This is a genomic window from Brevibacillus sp. FW306-2-1A-C05A, from assembly GCF_058781555.1.
In genome coordinates this window covers 359,821-376,918 of record NZ_JBYSWV010000001.1, presented here as the reverse complement: position 1 = coordinate 376,918, position 17,098 = coordinate 359,821, and the positions used below count along the sequence as shown (strand labels likewise).

Sequence of the window (17,098 nt, the reverse complement as noted above, 5' to 3'; positions counted from 1 at the left end):
AGGGATCGAGATGATTAACAAAAGTGTCATCATGGATGAAGCGGCCATCCGCCGCGCGCTTACTCGTATCGCTCACGAAATTATCGAGCGAAACAAGGGTGTCGAGGATTGTATCATCGTTGGCATCAAGACCAGAGGGATTTACCTCGCGAAGCGCCTGGTCGAAAGAATCGAGATGATCGAAAACGTCAAAGTACCGGTCGGAGAGCTGGACATTACGTTTTACCGCGATGATCTCCAGCACAAGTCGGAGGATGCGGTGCTGCAAGGTTCGCAGCTTCCGGAGCAGATCACCGGAAAGACCGTCATTCTCGTGGATGACGTCCTCTATACCGGACGGACGGTACGCGCCGCTTTGGATGCGTTGATCGACAGCGGGCGTCCGCGGATGATTCAACTGGCGGTACTCGTTGACCGCGGTCATCGCGAGCTGCCGATTCGCCCGGACTTCGTTGGAAAAAATTTGCCGACGGCACGCACAGAAATCGTCGATGTGCAACTGTCGGAGGTAGACGTGATGGATATCGTGTCCATCCGTCAGCTCATCTAATTGAATGAATCCTCTTTAATAAGCGATCCCGTGAGGTCGACAAGAGGCAGGAATCTTCCCATGCGCATATGGTGAAGCTGGCCTCTTTGTGTCCACACAAAGAGGCTTTTTGTTTGCCGAAAGAGCGAAAACAACAGCAACGAGAGGGAAGAATAAAGAAACACAGGGGGAAGATAAAGTCATGAGCCAAAAAAACTATGTAGACGTCGATGAAACACCACATATTTCCAAACTGCTGCCACTGTCCATTCAGCACTTGTTCGCGATGTTCGGATCAACCGTTCTGGTGCCGATCCTGACCGGGCTGGATGTCGCTACCGCCCTTTTGACAAGCGGGATCGGGACGCTCTTGTTCCTCTGGATCACCAAAGGGAAAATTCCGAACTACCTCGGCTCGTCCTTCGCCTTCATCGGTCCGATTATCGCAGTGACGGCGTCGCACGGAGTCGGAACGGCCTTGCTCGGCTGCTTCCTGTCAGGGATCGTGTACATCATCGTCGCAGGCATCGTGCAAAAGGCAGGCGTCAAATGGCTGGACAAAGTGCTGCCTCCGGTCGTCATCGCTTCGGTCATCGTCGTCATCGGGCTGAGCCTGGCTGGCGTAGCGGTAGACATGGCGACGAAGGTGACGGTAGACGGCCAGTCGCAAATGTCGCTGACTTCGATTGAAATTTCGCTGGTGACCATGCTGGTGACCATCCTGGCAGCGGTGATGCTGCGCGGTTTCCTTGGCCTGATCCCCATTCTGATCGGAATTATCGTCGGTTATGCGTACTCGCTCGTTCGTCACCCTGAACTGATCGATTTTCAAAAGGTTGTGCAAGCAAAAGTGTTTGCCGCTCCGCCGCTCAAGGTGGGCGAAGTGATGAGTGTCATCAGTGACGGTTCTGCCTGGATCGCGGCGCTCGTCATCGCGCCAGTCGCGTTCGTAACCCTGGCCGAGCATCTGGGCCACCTCTTGGTTACAAGCAAGGTCATGGATCGCGACCTGATGAAAAATCCGGGTCTGCACCGCAGCCTGCTCGGGGACGGGATCGCCACTTCCCTGGCGGCTTTCATCGGCGGACCGCCTGCGACGACATACGGCGAAAACATCGGGGTTCTGGCGATCACCCGCGTTTACAGCAGAGTGGTCATCGGCCTGGCTGCGGTATTCGCCATCCTGTTCGCCTTCAACGGCAAGATCAGCGCTCTCTTGATGACGATTCCGACTCCGGTGCTTGGCGGCGTCTCGATCATCCTGTTCGGGATTATCGCAGCGCAAGGCTTGCGGATGTACGTAGAAAACAAAGTGGATTTTGCCAACAAGCGCAACATGATCGTCGCGGCTGCCATCCTGGTCACGGGAATTGGCGGATACAAAATCAGCTTTGCCGGTGTCGGGTTGCTAAGCGACCTGACCATTGACAATATCGCTTTCTCCACCTTCCTGGGAATCTTCCTGCACCTCATCCTGCCGGGCAAAGAGTCGGCGATGGGGGAAGCGTCCCGCGAAGACGAAAAACAAATTGCCTAAAACGTTCCTCATTCCTTTAAATCCAGTCCCGAGAGGCTGGCAAGGCATAGAACGTCGTTTTGGCTGCCCAGAAATGGCGCCGGATCGGCTTCTTGTCTCGCTTGCCTTGCGACAGGCAACGTGAGCCAAGAAGCTTTTTTCTTTCGATAAAACAGGAAAAAACAGAGTAACCGGAGGGATTTCGATGAACAACCTAGCGCACCTGATTGGCTTGAAAGACTTGTCCAAACAACAGATCGTCCAGCTCCTGGACCGCGCGCATTACTGGGCCGAGAGACCGGGCGAGCAGGCAGACATTCTGCACGGCCGCTTCGTGGCGAATCTGTTCTTTGAAGCCAGCACCAGAACCCGCTTTTCGTTCGAGGTGGCACAAAAAAGACTCGGCGCACATGTGTTGAACTTCATTCCGGAAACCTCCTCAACCGTAAAAGGCGAGACGGTGTACGACACGATCCGCACGCTGGAAGCGATGGGCGTGGAAGCAGCCGTGATCCGCACGAAAAAAGAAGGACTGCTGCAAGAGCTCGCCCAAAGCGTTGACCTGAAGCTGGTCAATGCGGGCGACGGGACAAACGAGCATCCGACCCAATGCCTGCTCGACCTGCTGACCATGAAGCAGCAGTTTGGGATGCTGGAGGGCTTGACGGTAGCGATTATCGGAGACTTGCGCCATAGCCGCGTACTGGGATCGCACCTGCACGCCATGCCGAAGCTCGGGATCAATCTGCTGCTCTCAGGCCCGCCGACGATGATGCCAGCGCAAATTCCGCAAGGCGTCAAAGTCGTCGGCATGGAGGAAGCGGTTCAGACAGCGGACGTCGTCATGATGCTCCGCGTGCAACTGGAGCGCCACACCGAATCGCTCTACATCTCCAAGGAAGAGTATCACAAGGCGTTCGGCCTCACGCTTGAACGGGCCAAAATGATGAAGCCAGGCGCGGTCATCATGCATCCGGCCCCGGTCAATCGCGGAGTTGAGATTCACACCGATCTGGTAGAATGCGAAACATCCTTGATTCAAAAACAAGTAACCAACGGAGTCGCAGCTAGAATGGCTGTGCTGGAAACTCTGCTGAAAGGGAGCGAAACAAAATGGGAATCATCCTTGGCAACGGCAACGTACTAAATCAGGCGGGGGAACTCACTCCGGTAGAAATATTGGTAGAAGATGGACGGATCGCGGCGATGGGCGAAAAGCTCTCCCGCGACGGCCATGAATGGGTAGATTGCAAAGGCGGAATGATTAGCGCGGGACTGATCGACGTCCACGTCCACTTGCGCGAGCCAGGCTTCGAGCATAAAGAAACGATTGAGACAGGAGCAAAAGCGGCGGTGCGCGGCGGCTTTACCACGATTTCCTGCATGCCGAACACGCGCCCGTCCATCGACAGCGTGGACACGGTGACGTACATCTTGGACAAAGCGCGCGAAGCGGGACTGGCTCGCGTGATTCCGTACGGCGCGATCACCGTGCGCCAACTGGGCAAAGAGCTGACGGACTTCGCCGCCTTGAAAGAAGCGGGAATTTTTGCCCTGACCGATGACGGTGTCGGCGTGCAGTCGACCGCGATGATGAAAAAAGCGATGAAAAAAGCAGCCGAGCTGGGGCTGTCCATCGTGGCTCACTGCGAAGACGATGATCTGCTGATCCCGGGAGCCGCCCTGCACGACGGCGTGGTCGCAGCGCGCCACGGACTGCCTGGCATTCCTTCCGAGTCGGAGTCCGTCCACGTCGGACGCGACATTTTGCTGGCGGAGCAGACAGGTGTGCACTACCACGTGTGCCACATCAGTGCCAAAGAATCCGTGCGCCTGGTGCGCGACGGAAAACGCGCCGGCGTCAACGTGACGTGCGAAGTGACGCCGCACCACCTGCTTTTGTGCGACGAGGACATCCCGGACAGCCTCGACACCAACTGGAAAATGAACCCGCCGCTTCGCTCCCGCGAGGATCGCGCGGCGCTGATCGCCGGACTCAAAGACGGCACGATCGACATGATCGCCACAGACCATGCGCCACACACCCAGGAAGAAAAAGCGAACGGCATGGCCCGCGCGCCATTCGGCATCGTCGGTCTGGAGACAGCCTTCCCGCTGCTCTATACGCACCTCGTGCAAACAGGCGAGCTGACTTTGCAAAGACTGGTCGAGCTGCTGACGGTGCAGCCAGCGAAAGCTTTCGGGCTGCCGTACGGACGCCTGGAAGTCGGAGCGGTAGCAGACGTGACCGTCATCGACCTTGCGACAGAAAAAACGATTGATCCGACCACCTTTGCGAGCAAAGGGACCAATACACCGTTTGCCGGATGGGCGTGCAAAGGATGGCCGATCCTCACGCTGGTAGACGGCAAGATCGTACATCAAGAGGCGTAGAGCCACACACGCCAGTGCCCCACGGAGAAGGCGGCTTTACCACGAAAATGAAGGAGGAGCATAGATGCGTGCAAGATTGATTTTGGAAGACGGAACGGAATTTATCGGAACGGCGTTCGGAGCGACGAAGGAATCCTACGGGGAAGTGGTGTTCAACACAGGACTGACGGGCTACCAGGAGGTTTTGTCTGACCCGTCCTACTGCGGACAGATCGTGACCATGACGTACCCGCTGATCGGCAACTACGGGATCAACCGCGACGACTTCGAAGCTGTTCGTCCGTACATTCACGGCTTCGTCGTCCGCGAGCATTGCGATATGCCGAGCAACTGGCGGAATACGAACACGCTGGATGAGCTGCTGAAAACATACGACATCCCGGGGATTGCAGGCGTTGACACGCGGATGCTGACGCGAAAAATCCGCTACCACGGCACGATGAAGGGCATGATTACGACGAGCGAAGCCCCGCTGGCCGAACTGCTCGCAGCCCTGAACAACACTGCCTTGATGACCGATCAAGTATCGCGCGTCTCTACGAAAAGCGTCTTCAGTTGCCCAGGTACAGGCCATCGCGTCGTGCTGGTAGACTTCGGCTCCAAACACGGCATCTTGCGCGAGCTGACCAAGCGCAACTGTGATGTGGTGGTCGTGCCGTACAACGTGACGGCGGAAGAAATTCGCCGCATCCAGCCAGACGGCATCCTGTTGTCCAACGGCCCTGGCGACCCGAAAGACGTGCCGCAAGCGATCGAAATGATTCGCGGCATCCTTGGGGAATACCCGCTGTTCGGCATCTGCCTCGGCCATCAGTTGTTCGCACTCGCCTCTGGCGCTGACACGATGAAAATGAAATTCGGACACCGCGGCGGCAACCATCCGGTAAAAGAGCTGCCGACCGGGCGCACATACATTACATCCCAGAACCACAGCTACGCCGTAAAAGAAGATTCGCTCGCAGGAACCGAGCTGGAAATTACGCATATCGCCCTCAATGACGGAACAGTCGAAGGGCTGCGTAACAGAGCGAAGAACGCCTTCTCCGTCCAGTACCACCCGGAAGCGGCTCCAGGCCCATACGACTCCGGCTACCTGTTCGACCAGTTTCTTGCGATGCTGGAAACCGCTAAGGAGGAAAAAAACTATGCCAAAACACGCTAACCTGAAAAAAATCCTCGTGATCGGGTCTGGTCCTATCGTCATCGGGCAGGCTGCCGAGTTTGACTACGCGGGCACACAGGCTTGCGAAGCGCTGAAAGAAGAGGGGATGGAGGTTGTCCTGATTAACTCCAACCCGGCGACGATCATGACCGATACAAACATGGCGGACAAAGTGTACATCGAGCCGATCACGCCTGAATTTGTAGCACGCGTCATCCGCCAGGAAAAGCCGGACGGACTTTTGCCTACGCTCGGCGGCCAAACGGGCTTGAACATGGCTGTCGCGCTTGCCGAAGCGGGCATTTTGGAGCAGGAAAACGTGAAGCTGCTCGGCACGAAGCTGGAATCGATCAAGCAAGCGGAAGACCGCGAGCTGTTCCGCGCCCTCATGAAGGAGTTGGGCGAGCCTGTGCCGGAATCGGTCATCGTCAGCACGGTAGAGGAAGCCGTTGATTTTGCCAACGAGATCGGCTACCCGATCATCGTGCGGCCAGCCTACACCTTGGGCGGAACGGGCGGCGGCATTTGTGAAGACGAAGAAAGCCTCCGCGAAATTGTCGCGAGCGGCCTGAAATACTCGCCGATTACGCAATGCCTGATCGAGCGAAGCATTGCTGGCATGAAGGAAATCGAGTACGAAGTCATGCGCGATGCCAACGACAACTGCATCGTCGTCTGCAACATGGAAAACATCGACCCGGTCGGCGTGCACACGGGTGACTCCATCGTCGTCGCGCCGAGCCAGACGCTTGCCGACCGCGAGTATCAAATGCTGCGCTCGTCTGCCTTGAACATCATCCGCGCACTCGGCATCGAAGGCGGCTGCAACGTGCAGTACGCGCTCGACCCGCATAGCTTCCAATATTACGTCATCGAGGTAAACCCGCGCGTGAGCCGTTCTTCTGCGCTCGCTTCCAAGGCGACAGGTTACCCGATCGCGAAAATGGCGGCGAAAATCGCGATCGGATACACACTGGATGAGCTGAAAAACCCGGTAACTGGGCAAACGTACGCCTGCTTCGAGCCGACGCTCGACTACATCGTGAGCAAAATTCCGCGCTGGCCGTTTGACAAGTTCCAGTCTGCCAACCGCAAGCTCGGTACGCAAATGAAAGCGACAGGCGAAGTCATGGCGATCGGACGCACGTTTGAAGAATCGATCATGAAAGCGATCCGTTCCCTGGAGATCGGCACGTACCACATCGAGATCAAAGGAGCAGAGGAAATCAGCGAAGAGGAACTGAAGACCCGTCTGGTGCATGCGGATGACGAGCGACTGTTCCTCGTGGCAGAGGCGCTGCGCCGCGGCTGGACCATCGAGGAGCTGCACAGCCTGACGAAGATCGACCTGTTCTTCCTGCACAAGTTCCATAAAATGGTTGATTTTGAACAGGAGCTGGCAAAAGGTCTGACGGCTGAGAAGCTGTTCGAAGCAAAACGGATGGGCTTCACAGACCGCAAAATTGCCGAACTGTGCGGCGAAACGGAAGAAGCAGTCCGCGCGCTGCGCAAGGAAAAAGGCTATGTCCCTGTGTACAAAATGGTCGATACGTGCGCAGCCGAATTTGAGGCGCAAACGCCGTACTACTACTCCAGCTACGAAGTAGAGGACGAGCGCATCGAAACAGGCAAAAAGCGCGTGGTCGTGCTCGGCTCCGGCCCGATCCGCATCGGCCAAGGGATCGAATTTGACTATGCGACCGTGCACGCTGTCTGGGCTTTGCGCGAAGCAGGCTACGAAGCCGTCATTATCAACAACAACCCGGAAACGGTATCGACAGACTTCAACACTTCGGACCGGCTGTACTTCGAGCCGCTGTACATCGAAGACGTGATGAACATTCTCGATGTGGAAAAACCGGAAGGCGTAATCGTCCAGTTCGGCGGCCAAACCGCCATCAACCTGGCTGACAAGCTGGCGGAACGCGGTATCAACATTCTCGGAACGAGCCTGGAAAACATCGACGCAGCGGAAAACCGCGAGAAGTTCGAAGCGCTCCTGCGCAGCCTCGACATCGCACAACCGCCAGGCAAGACGGTAACCTCCGTGGAGCAAGCAGTGGTAGCAGCGGAAGCGCTCGGCTTCCCGGTACTCGTTCGCCCATCCTACGTGCTCGGCGGACGCGCAATGGAGATCGTCTACAATCAGTCTGAGCTTTTGGAGTACATGGAAAAAGCAGTGAAAGTCAACCCGGATCATCCGGTACTGGTCGACCGCTACATGGTCGGGGTAGAGGCCGAAGTCGATGCGATCTGCGACGGGGAAAACGTCCTGATCCCGGGCATCATGGAGCACATCGAGCGCGCAGGGGTGCACTCCGGCGACTCCATCGCGGTCTATCCGCCGCAATCGCTGTCCCAGGCGATCAAAGACGAGCTGATCGAGATGACGACGAAGCTGGCGCGGGCGCTGCAAATCAAAGGGCTGCTCAACATCCAGTTTGTCATCTACAAAGATCGTCCGTATGTGATCGAGGTTAACCCGCGCTCGTCCCGTACAGTGCCATTCCTGTCCAAAGTGACAGGCATCCCGATGGCGAACATCGCGACCAAAGCGATTCTCGGTCACTCGATTGCCGACCAAGGCTTCACGCCTGGCTACCATCCGGAAGAGTCTGTCGTATCGGTAAAAGTTCCGGTGTTCTCCTTTGCGAAGCTGCGCCGTGTGGATATTACGCTCGGACCGGAAATGAAGTCCACCGGGGAAGTAATGGGACGCGAAAGCACCCTGGCCAAAGCGCTGTACAAAGGCTTGGTCGCAGCAGGCATGAACATCCCGACGCAAGGCACCTTGCTCGTAACGGTCGCCGACAAAGACAAGGAAGAGGCGCTCGCAATCGTGAAACGCTTCCGTCACCTCGGCTTCAAGCTGATGGCGACAGCGGGCACAGCGGATTATCTGGAACAGGCGGGTCTGCCTGTGACGCGTGTTAACAAACTGTCCGAGGGTACGCCGAATTTGCTCGACGTGATCCATACAGGCGAGGCCAACATCGTGCTCAACACGCTGACAAAAGGCAAAACGCCACAGCGCGACGGCTTCCGCATTCGCCGCGAAGCAGTGGAGAACGGCGCGGTTTGCCTGACGTCGCTGGATACGGCTGCGGCCCTGCTGCACGTACTGGAAACGATCACCTTCTCGACAGAAGCGATGCCTGCCCAACGCGCAGGTGCCAAAGTCGCAGCGGTGACTGTATAAACGAAACGGACCCAAGCCATGGCGGCAGGGAGAAAAAGGGGAGAGCAGTGTGCAACAACAACTGACAGATGTGCGGGAGCGTATGATTGTTGCGCTCGACTTTTCCACGATGGATGAAGTGAAAAAATGCCTGGAGCCATTGCAAGGGCATATCCGCTACGTAAAAGTGGGGATGGAGCTGGCCTATGCCGAAGGACCTGCCATCGTTACGTACCTGAAAGAAAAAGGGTTGAAGGTGTTCGTCGACTTGAAGGTGCACGACATCCCGAACACAGCCAAAGGCGCGATGAAAAGCCTTGCCCGTCTCGGAGCGGACATGGTCAACGTCCATGCGGCTGGCGGCGTGACGATGATGGCAGCGGCGAGGGAAGGACTGGAGCAGGGGACAGCGGCTGGCGCTCGTCGTCCTCTCCTGATCGGAGTGACGATGCTGACCTCTACAGGCGTGCAAACGATGAACCACGAGCTGGCGATTCCAGGTTCGGTGGAAGACGTAGTGGTACACTACGCGATGATGACCAAGCAGGCAGGACTGGACGGGGTTGTCGCTTCGCCGCTGGAAGTGCCGATGATTAAAAAGGCGGCGGGCGACTCGTTTGTCACCGTGACACCTGGCATTCGCCCGCTGGGGACAGACCAGGGCGACCAGACGCGGATTACGACGCCGGAACAGGCATTCCGCCTGGGCAGCGACTATCTCGTGATCGGACGCGCCATCACCGGGGCAAGCGATCCGGCAGGCGTATGGCAAAGCATCGTGGCAGCGGTCGAGGCAGATCGTGCGTAACAAGCATTCACGCGGGAAGGGATGGAAGAAATGACGACAACGACAACGGCGAAACAGATTGCGGCGCACCTTTTGGAAATCGGAGCGGTTCACCTGCGCCCGGAACAGCCTTTTACCTGGACTTCCGGGATCAAATCCCCGATTTATTGCGACAACCGGATTACGATGTCTTATCCGCATGTGCGTCGGGCGATTGCGGGCGCGTTTGCCGCGCTTATCAAGGAGCGTTATCCGGACGCGCAAGTCGTGGCGGGAACGGCTACAGCGGGCATTCCGCACGCGGCCTGGGTCGCTGAGCTGCTCGACCTGCCGATGATTTACGTGCGTGACAAGGCCAAAGGCCACGGCAGACAAAACCAGATCGAGGGTGCGCTGTCTGCAGGGCAAAAAGTAGTGGTCATTGAAGACTTGATTTCCACAGGCGGCAGTTCCCTGAAAGCAGCGCAAGCGGTTCAGGCAGAGGGCGGCGAGGTGCTCGGAGTCGTGGCGATTTTCAGCTACCAGTTCCCCGATGCGGAAGCCTTGTTTGCCGAGGCAGGCATTCCTTGCACGACGATTTCCCATTACACCGCACTGCTTGAGGCAGCGAAAGAGCAAGGCGTGATTACAGCCGAGCAGGAAACCGTGCTGGGCGAATGGCGCAAATCCCCGCGGACGTTTTTTGAATAATACGCTTATGGGCCAAAAGTTTGTGAAGAGTGGAGACAGTTGAGAAAACTGCTCCACTCTTTTTTTTCCTGCTTTTTTTCGCACTGTTGCGGCGTGTGGTTTTTCTTGTGTTGTGGATGAAAAAGGGAAAAGAAAAGCGCGTCCCGGCATCAGGAATGGAGAGAGAAGCGTCTTTGCATTGGCTGACAGGCATTCGTGCTTTGCTCGCTGGCCTCTGGTCTTGAAAGTCCGCCGCTGCTTGATTTTTTCGGCAAGCGGATTGTGAGTGCGGATCAGCTCAAACGTTTCAACCGGATTTGCACCCCTTCCGCTTCGTAATAAGCAGTGATCCACGGCTCATCGGCTTGCGACGCGGCCAAGTTTTCCGGAAAAAAGATGCCGGGTGTAGCGGCTTTGCCCCTCGCCTGCCAGTATGCGCTGGGCCTGGATGGCCGCGCCTGTCGCCGTCAGATGGGTCTGGCCATTTGGATCGCTGATCTCTACCTGGCGACGTATGCGAACGCCGCGCTGATCGCGTCCCTCGATTTGCACAACGACTTCGTGAGCCGCGCCCTGGCCCGGATTGTACAGGATGCTTTGCCGCACCTTTTGCCCAAGCAGCTTCCATAAGCCGCTGCGCACGAGCGAAACTAGCGCCGCCGTCGACCATTTCTGATCGAAAGCGATGCGGAAGCTGGCGGAGGTGACAGGCGGCGTCTGCACGAGCGTCAGGTGATCGGGAGTGTCCAGCCGATAACAGTTCGTGCGAAAGCCGTTCGGGAACGTAACGGCAAGCGGCTCCGACATGGGCACGACCGTTCTCGCCGCGCCTTTCGTGTAGATATTGAACGGAATGGTCAAACGGTTCATGTAAGCAGCAGAATTCGGCCCGGCCTTATCCTTGGTAGCGTACAGCGCAAAAATGTCGATCGTCACCTCTTGCAGGTCAGCGGAATGCAGTTTGCCGAACAGAGCTGGCGTGCCACCCATCCAGCCAGAGGCGAGAACAACCGGAGATTGAAGCTCGCTGCTGGCCAGCCGGTCGATTGGGCGCGTGAATCGCTCGGTCCAGCGCGTAATGTCCACAAGCGGAATGCAGCGCGAGACGGCAGCAAGCAACAGGGCGTCGTCGGGATCGTTGACCGCGTTGACTATCAACGCCAAATCGTCGGGGGCGTGGGCAAGCGGATCTTGCGCTGTCGTGTCCACGAGCAGCGGATGCAGTCGCGGGGAAGCGAAAGGAAGCGGTTTTCCCGGATTTCTGCCGCCCAGCAGCAACAGTAGCTCCTGGTTTTGGCCGTGCAAAATTTTGGCGATTTGGCTGCCGACAGTCCCGAATCCGCCTGCAATCAATACTTTTTTCTCCGTTGTCTCACGCATGATAATCTCCTTGGATGAAATGTTCATTTATTTAAGTTTATTAACATAAAGGAGTTAAGAAAAGGGACGCTTTGTCCCTGGGTGTTTGTTTCGATGGCTACCCGTATGGTCGCTATAGTCGCTGTGAAAGGCGCTTGGATCGGTGCCGCAGTGGAGGGAGGAACCGGGAGAAAACGTTCAAGGTGCTTGTGCCTCCAACAAGGAAGTGGAGACTGCCCGCCTGTGGGGAAAGAGAAAACCGCATCCAAAGCCGGGGATTCTGGGGAGTCGTTCAAGGTGGACGCTTGAAAGCGCGTTTTTTCCCGCAGGCTCGGTCCGAGTCCAAAAGACCTCGCTTATTTCTCCTGGTTCCTCCACGGGTTGTAGATTTCAACGAATCACGACCAGCCGCAAAAATCAAACGCCTGTCTCACCCAATCGCTCTGCTAACATTCTTCCTCCACAAATTGGACGAGCTGCTTAAACAGGCTGATCGCCTCCGCAATTTCCAGACGGTAGTAAATCTCTGTCCCTTTCTTCTTAGCCTGAAGCAATCCAGCCTGCCGCAAAATTTTCAAATGATGGGAAACTGTCGGTCTGGACATGGGGATATGCTCGGCGATTTGAGAGACGTTCAAACTCTCCTTGTCAATCAGCAGAGCGACAATTTGCTGGCGAACCGGATCTCCTAGCCCTTGGAAATAAGGGCTCAATTGCATGAAAATTTGAATGGCCTTTTCGTTACAGGTTGGATGACTCATAGCCACACTCCGTTAATAAACTTAATCATTTGAACGTAGTATAAAGCTTCTTCCTTTTTTTTGCAACACGAAAAAAAGCTGATTTTTCAAAGGAAAATCGCTCTGTCCCTCTCCTGGGATAGATGTAATTGTAAAGAAAAACAGGTAATAGTAAGGGGGGTACAAAAAATTGAAGGAAGGTGCTTTGGTCATGAAGCAATGGTATGGGAGTACAGCCTCCCGAGAAACAAAGGGGAAAATCAGAAAAGTATTCAGTTTATGCGTTTTGGCGCTGGCGCTGCTCTTTTTCATCCCGAACACGGGGCTGGCAGTAGGAAAAGGGGCCCAAGGACCAGACGTCTATGTGATCCAAGGGATGTTGAAATCATTAGGTAGCTATTCGGGTCAAATCAATGGATACTACGACGATGTCACGGTGAGTGGTGTCAAGCATTTTCAGAAAAAGCACGGCTTGCCCGCAACAGGTTCTGTGGACAAGCGCACCATGCAACGGATGGTTTACGCCTATGACCGCGTAGTCTCAAATCCGCATCGCGGAAGCGGCGGCAAAGGCATCGGTGGCGGAGCAGGTCAAGGTGGCGGAGCAGGTCAAGGTGGCGGAGCAGGTCAAGGTGGCGGAGCGGGCCAAGGTGGCGGAGCGGGCCAAGGTGGCGGAGCGGGCCAAGGTGGCGGAGCAGGACAAGGTGGCGGTTTCGGCGGTGGTGCTGGTGAAGGCGGCGGAGCAGGCCAAGGTGGCGGAGTCGGCGAAGGAGAAGGTCGCGGCAAAGGCTACGGCGGCGGAGCTGGTGAGGGCGAAGGCCGCGGTAAAGGCATTGGCGGCGAAACTGGCGAAGGAGAAGGCCGCGGCAAAGGCATCGGCGGTGAAGCTGAAGAAGAGGAAGGCGGCAAAGGAAATGGCAACGGCGGCGGCACCGGAGAAGGTGGCAAAGGAAATGGCAACGGCGGCGGCACCGGAGAAGGTGGCAAAGGTAACGGCAACGGTGGCGGCACTGGAGAAGGCGGCAAAGGAAATGGCAATGGAGGCGGTAACGGAAACGGCTCCGGTAATGGAACTGGCAAAGACAACGGCAAAGATGCCGGGGACAATGAAGGAACCGGAAAGGACTAAGCCTGACTTGTCAAACAAAAACGCTTCGTTTCTCTCGCAGAGACGAAGCGTTTTTTTTTGCTTTCCGCCAATTCCAGCGACCCAAATCTTTCGAAAAACAGTTCCAAAGAAACAGCCGTCCGTTTCTTTCGGCCTCTGCTCATTTCCGACTTTCCATATTCTGATTGCAGGACGTTTGCATTATAATAAAGACGTCTACGCTCCTTTTTTTGGATAGGATGAAAGGCTTTTTACCTAGCATGAAAGTCATGCCAACGCAAGCTGCACATACATAAAAACGAAGTAAATGATGGCAGAGGATGAAGTACATGGCGAAAATAGAGATCATAAAAAGCATGCTGAGCGAGGACGAGGAAAATGCCCATGGATGGCTTCTGTTGGGGTTGGAGCATGCGGAGCAGGGGGATCGCACGGCAGCATTGCAGGCTTTTACGAAAGCTCTCACGTATGGAAACGAGAAGATAACAGGCAAAATTGCGGCAGAATTGCATAAGCTGCAAGGAGAATCCACGTTTTTTCCAGCGGAAAAAGGGAGCGAGTTTTGGCAACCCTCTACATACGGTTCGACGCCCGCTGTGCGGAATCAGGGGATGGAGACGAGCGATGGGCGTGAAACTGCGAAACACGCGGAGCGATTCGATAGCACGATCCGCTATCACTCGGTTGGCGGCTTGCATCCTATCAAAGCGGCGATTCACGATACGCTTTTCGCTCCCACCGGGCAGTTGGAGCGGCAGGCTGAATTTGTCCGGCAAAAGGGCGTGCTGCTTTACGGCCCACCAGGGTGCGGCAAGTCGTTGCTCGCCAAAGCGACGGCCGGGGAGTACGGCGCTCACTTTCTGCGATTGCCTGCAACACAGAGAGGAGAGGCTGTATTGGACAGGGCTGGTTCCGCTGCGTCTTCTCTCTTATGGCCTGCTGCTTCAAGAGAATCGACGCTTCTCGCTTTTTGGGACGAGCTGGATGGGACGCATTGCCAGCCGGGCGTTTTTTCCAACTATAGCAGCCCCCAGCCTGTTGAAAAGTGGCTTTCGCAGCTAGCAGAGCTGGGGAGCAGGCTGCTCATTTTGGGAGCGACAAATGTGCCATGGGAAATCGACCCCGCTTGGATGCGGGAAAGCGGCTTTGCGCACCTGCTTTTTGTCGGGCCACCTGACCGGGCCGCGCGAGAAGATATTTTTCGCCTGAAGTTGAAAGGCCGCCCCGCTGAGCCGCTTGATTACTCGCAACTGGCGGGATGGACCGAGTTTTATTCGGGAGCGGATATTGAATACGTGGTGGAGCTTGCGACCGAGCAAGTTTTGCATGACGTCTGGACAAAAGGCATCGAAAGACCGATCCAAATGAGCGACCTGCGCGAGTCGATCGCGGCTACTCGACCGACGACAATCGAGTGGCTCAGGACAATCAAGGAGCAGTTGCCAACGATCAACACAGATGGCGATTATGCGGCTGTGGAACAATATCTCGCTATGCATCGGCGCATTTAAACAAGGAGGACCGCATTCACGAAAAGCGAGTGAGGCGGTGCTCCTTTTTTGCGGAATAGAAAGAATATTGACGCAACGTCTGTCTTTCTATAATCTGAGGGTAATCGAGCAGATCCAGCAAATAATGGGGGGAATCGACATGAAGCTGTACGACATATCTCGCCCGCTAACGGCAGCTACGCCGACCTGGCCAGGTGATACCGCTTATCGTTATACCGTAAACTGGCCGAAGGCAGAGAGCGGCTCTGTCAATGTAGGAAAGCTCGTGATGAGCATCCATACGGGGACACATGTAGATGCTCCTTTTCATTTTGACGATGCGGGCAAAAAGACGCTTGAATTGCCGCTCGATCTGTATGTGGGAGCGGCGCGAGTCGTAGATGTGTCGGGACGCGCGAGCATTGGCGCTGACGATTTGGCGGGAGTCGATCTGTCAGGCGTGACGCGTTTGCTGCTGAAAACGTTGTCGTGGTCCGACCCCGAGCAGTTTCCCGCAGAGATATGCTACCTTCGCCCTGATTTGCCGCCGTATTTGGCCGAGAGAGGCATCCGGCTGCTCGGCGTGGATGTGCCTTCTGTCGACCCGCTGGCCAGCAAGGAGCTGCCCGCTCATCACGGCTTGCACCAGCATGGCATCTATATTTTGGAAGGACTTTTGCTGGACGCGATCGAGCCTGGCGACTACGAGCTGATTGCCCTGCCGCTCGCCCTGGCCGATGCCGATGGCAGCCCGGTCCGCGCCATCCTCCGCCGCTAAAGCGAAGACAGACGAAAAACCGTCTATACCGGGAAGCGGCATGCACGGTTCTTCTGTGCCTTTATCTCAACTTACGCCCTACTTGATTTGCAAAAGAGGGGAAGTTTTCTCGATGACATCCCAGTTCATGCCGCGCGCCTTCAGCCGCTCCAAAAACGGGATCGGGTCGATCAGCTCGGGTGGGATGCAGCCTGTTATGGTAAGCAGCCCCTCTGCCATCATGTCTACGGCAACGACAGGCGGGATGCCGGTTTGCCAGATCGTTGCCTGAAACTCGGTTTTTTGGAAAACCTCGTCATGATTGGCGATCGTGTAGACGTAAACTTCTTTTCGCTTGTTATCCTTTCTGCCTTTGACGAGCGCGCCGACACTCGAATAGCCGTGAATTTTTCCGGCGAGGTCAACGGGCTTCGGCATGGTCGTGACGACGACGTCGCGCGGGGCGACGCGCACCCCTTTTACTTCAATTTCCTCGTCGCTGTCCAGCCCCAAATAGCGCAATACTTTCAACGTATTGACAAACTCCGGGTGCAGGGCGTACTTGAAGTCGACGTATTTGCAGCCTTTTGCTCGCCCAATCGTCTCGCCGAGCGTGGTTGCTTCTTCATGCTCCACGTTGTAGCAGTCCAGCCAGCCGATCGGCTCTGGAAATTCAAATTCTTCCTTGTTGGCAAAAGGGGTAGGAAAGTACTGCTCGCCTTTGGAGGCGGTCCAGTAGTTCGGCTTCGCGAGGCATTCCTGAATGGCTGTCTGCGGGCTGAAATACGAGCAAAAGCCGTCGTAATCGACGACAGAATTATCTCCGTCCCGAATCAAGATCGCGTCCACTTCATCGAGCGCATCGACGGCGTAACGCGCAGCGATGTTGGAAAAACCGGGATCGCAGCCAAGTCCCATAATCCCCAAAATTCCCGCTTTCCGAAAACGGTCGTTCCAGGAAAGCTGCTTTTGCAGCCATTGCGGACCGCAGGAAGCTGTGTCAATATAGTGCGTTCTTGTGTGCAGACAAGCCTCCATGACAGCGAGGTTGTTTTCTGGCAAGCCAATATGCAATAAAAGGTCAATGTCGCCCAAAATGGATCGTACGCTGGATACGTCACGGGCATCCACGCGTTTTACCTGGATATCGACATCCGTCTCCCGGCGCAGCTCCTGAGCCAGCTCTGCCGCAGGGCCGATGGAGATGTCAGCCAGGACCAGCTTGGTTACAAACCGGGATTTGATAAGCTCACACGCGCTTACTTGTCCGACTCCGCCTACTCCTAAGATTGCGACTCGCATAGAGTCCTCCTCCCTGGTGACAAATCTGCTATCTTCGCATTCGGAACAGCCATTTTTGCAAAAATAACGAAACAGACGAGGGGCGATTCACTCCCGCCATTACATCA

13 protein-coding genes and 1 pseudogene are annotated in these 17,098 nt (G+C 56.0%); 11 read left to right on the top strand and 3 right to left on the bottom strand.

Annotated features, from left to right (window positions below):
- Positions 1-10 precede the first annotated feature (10 nt).
- The 8 genes from pyrR to pyrE all read left to right on the top strand — a co-directional run bounded on the left by pyrR (position 11) and on the right by pyrE (position 10,256).
- On the top strand, positions 11-550 hold the full coding sequence (gene pyrR / locus AC3WJN_RS01960; RefSeq protein WP_005833379.1) for a bifunctional pyr operon transcriptional regulator/uracil phosphoribosyltransferase PyrR: 540 nt from the start codon (positions 11-13) through the stop codon (positions 548-550).
- Between the two features lie 181 nt (positions 551-731).
- The gene (locus tag AC3WJN_RS01955) at positions 732-2,066 is read left to right on the top strand and encodes a solute carrier family 23 protein (protein ID WP_005833377.1); all 1,335 of its coding nucleotides are present in this window, start codon (positions 732-734) and stop codon (positions 2,064-2,066) included.
- 184 nt (positions 2,067-2,250) lie between these two features.
- Positions 2,251-3,192 carry an aspartate carbamoyltransferase catalytic subunit gene (locus tag AC3WJN_RS01950; protein WP_492329211.1) on the top strand — a complete coding sequence of 314 codons (942 nt, stop codon included), beginning with the start codon at positions 2,251-2,253 and terminating at the stop codon, positions 3,190-3,192.
- Entirely contained in the window at positions 3,159-4,439 is a 1,281-nt protein-coding gene (pyrC, locus tag AC3WJN_RS01945; protein ID WP_310669773.1) for a dihydroorotase, read from the top strand. The genes AC3WJN_RS01950 and pyrC overlap by 34 nt, the downstream gene beginning before the upstream one ends.
- A gap of 64 nt (positions 4,440-4,503) precedes the next feature.
- Positions 4,504-5,601, top strand: coding sequence for a carbamoyl phosphate synthase small subunit (locus AC3WJN_RS01940; RefSeq protein WP_005833371.1), 1,098 nt, complete (start codon positions 4,504-4,506; stop codon positions 5,599-5,601).
- Positions 5,585-8,800 (top strand): carbamoyl-phosphate synthase large subunit, encoded by a 3,216-nt coding sequence (gene carB, locus AC3WJN_RS01935; protein ID WP_327953350.1) that lies wholly within the window; start codon positions 5,585-5,587, stop codon positions 8,798-8,800. Before AC3WJN_RS01940 ends, carB begins: the two co-directional genes overlap by 17 nt.
- A gap of 49 nt (positions 8,801-8,849) precedes the next feature.
- Positions 8,850-9,587, top strand: a complete 738-nt coding sequence (gene pyrF, locus AC3WJN_RS01930; RefSeq protein WP_025844987.1) for an orotidine-5'-phosphate decarboxylase — start codon at positions 8,850-8,852, stop codon at positions 9,585-9,587.
- A 30-nt stretch (positions 9,588-9,617) separates the two neighbouring features.
- Complete coding sequence (gene pyrE, locus AC3WJN_RS01925) at positions 9,618-10,256, top strand: orotate phosphoribosyltransferase (protein ID WP_007784299.1); 639 nt, start codon at positions 9,618-9,620, stop codon at positions 10,254-10,256.
- Between the two features lie 272 nt (positions 10,257-10,528).
- Here pyrE and AC3WJN_RS01920 read toward each other — a convergent pair.
- Together AC3WJN_RS01920 and AC3WJN_RS01915 are read right to left on the bottom strand one after the other, a co-directional pair.
- Positions 10,529-11,615 (bottom strand): annotated as a pseudogene (locus AC3WJN_RS01920) (saccharopine dehydrogenase family protein).
- Between the two features lie 425 nt (positions 11,616-12,040).
- A complete protein-coding gene (locus AC3WJN_RS01915) occupies positions 12,041-12,355 on the bottom strand; it encodes an ArsR/SmtB family transcription factor (RefSeq protein ID WP_007784302.1) in 315 nt (104 codons plus the stop codon).
- Between the two features lie 190 nt (positions 12,356-12,545).
- Here AC3WJN_RS01915 and AC3WJN_RS01910 point away from each other — a divergent pair, with 190 nt between their 5' ends.
- The 3 genes from AC3WJN_RS01910 (at position 12,546) to kynB (ending at position 15,710) form a co-directional block, all read left to right on the top strand.
- Positions 12,546-13,463, top strand: a complete 918-nt coding sequence (locus AC3WJN_RS01910; protein WP_492329210.1) for a peptidoglycan-binding domain-containing protein — start codon at positions 12,546-12,548, stop codon at positions 13,461-13,463.
- A gap of 308 nt (positions 13,464-13,771) precedes the next feature.
- Positions 13,772-14,953, top strand: coding sequence for an ATP-binding protein (locus tag AC3WJN_RS01905; protein ID WP_025844976.1), 1,182 nt, complete (start codon positions 13,772-13,774; stop codon positions 14,951-14,953).
- A gap of 139 nt (positions 14,954-15,092) precedes the next feature.
- A complete protein-coding gene (kynB, locus tag AC3WJN_RS01900; protein WP_005829717.1) occupies positions 15,093-15,710 on the top strand; it encodes an arylformamidase in 618 nt (205 codons plus the stop codon).
- 78 nt (positions 15,711-15,788) lie between these two features.
- Here the strand turns inward: kynB and AC3WJN_RS01895 are convergent, their stop codons facing one another.
- Positions 15,789-16,991, bottom strand: coding sequence for a saccharopine dehydrogenase family protein (locus AC3WJN_RS01895; RefSeq protein ID WP_026557371.1), 1,203 nt, complete (start codon positions 16,989-16,991; stop codon positions 15,789-15,791).
- Between the last annotated feature and the right edge of the window lie 107 nt (positions 16,992-17,098).

Bases quoted from the DNA above. Each gene is read 5' to 3' on its own strand.
- pyrR (WP_005833379.1), top strand. From the start codon at position 11: ATGATTAACAAAAGTGTCATCATGGATGAAGCGGCCATCCGCCGCGCG.
- AC3WJN_RS01955 (WP_005833377.1), top strand. From the start codon at position 732: ATGAGCCAAAAAAACTATGTAGACGTCGATGAAACACCACATATTTCC.
- AC3WJN_RS01950 (WP_492329211.1), top strand. From the start codon at position 2,251: ATGAACAACCTAGCGCACCTGATTGGCTTGAAAGACTTGTCCAAACAA.
- pyrC (WP_310669773.1), top strand. From the start codon at position 3,159: ATGGGAATCATCCTTGGCAACGGCAACGTACTAAATCAGGCGGGGGAA.
- AC3WJN_RS01940 (WP_005833371.1), top strand. From the start codon at position 4,504: ATGCGTGCAAGATTGATTTTGGAAGACGGAACGGAATTTATCGGAACG.
- carB (WP_327953350.1), top strand. From the start codon at position 5,585: ATGCCAAAACACGCTAACCTGAAAAAAATCCTCGTGATCGGGTCTGGT.
- pyrE (WP_007784299.1), top strand. From the start codon at position 9,618: ATGACGACAACGACAACGGCGAAACAGATTGCGGCGCACCTTTTGGAA.
- AC3WJN_RS01915 (WP_007784302.1), bottom strand. From the start codon at position 12,355: ATGAGTCATCCAACCTGTAACGAAAAGGCCATTCAAATTTTCATGCAA.
- AC3WJN_RS01910 (WP_492329210.1), top strand. From the start codon at position 12,546: ATGAAGCAATGGTATGGGAGTACAGCCTCCCGAGAAACAAAGGGGAAA.
- AC3WJN_RS01905 (WP_025844976.1), top strand. From the start codon at position 13,772: ATGGCGAAAATAGAGATCATAAAAAGCATGCTGAGCGAGGACGAGGAA.
- kynB (WP_005829717.1), top strand. From the start codon at position 15,093: ATGAAGCTGTACGACATATCTCGCCCGCTAACGGCAGCTACGCCGACC.
- AC3WJN_RS01895 (WP_026557371.1), bottom strand. From the start codon at position 16,991: ATGCGAGTCGCAATCTTAGGAGTAGGCGGAGTCGGACAAGTAAGCGCG.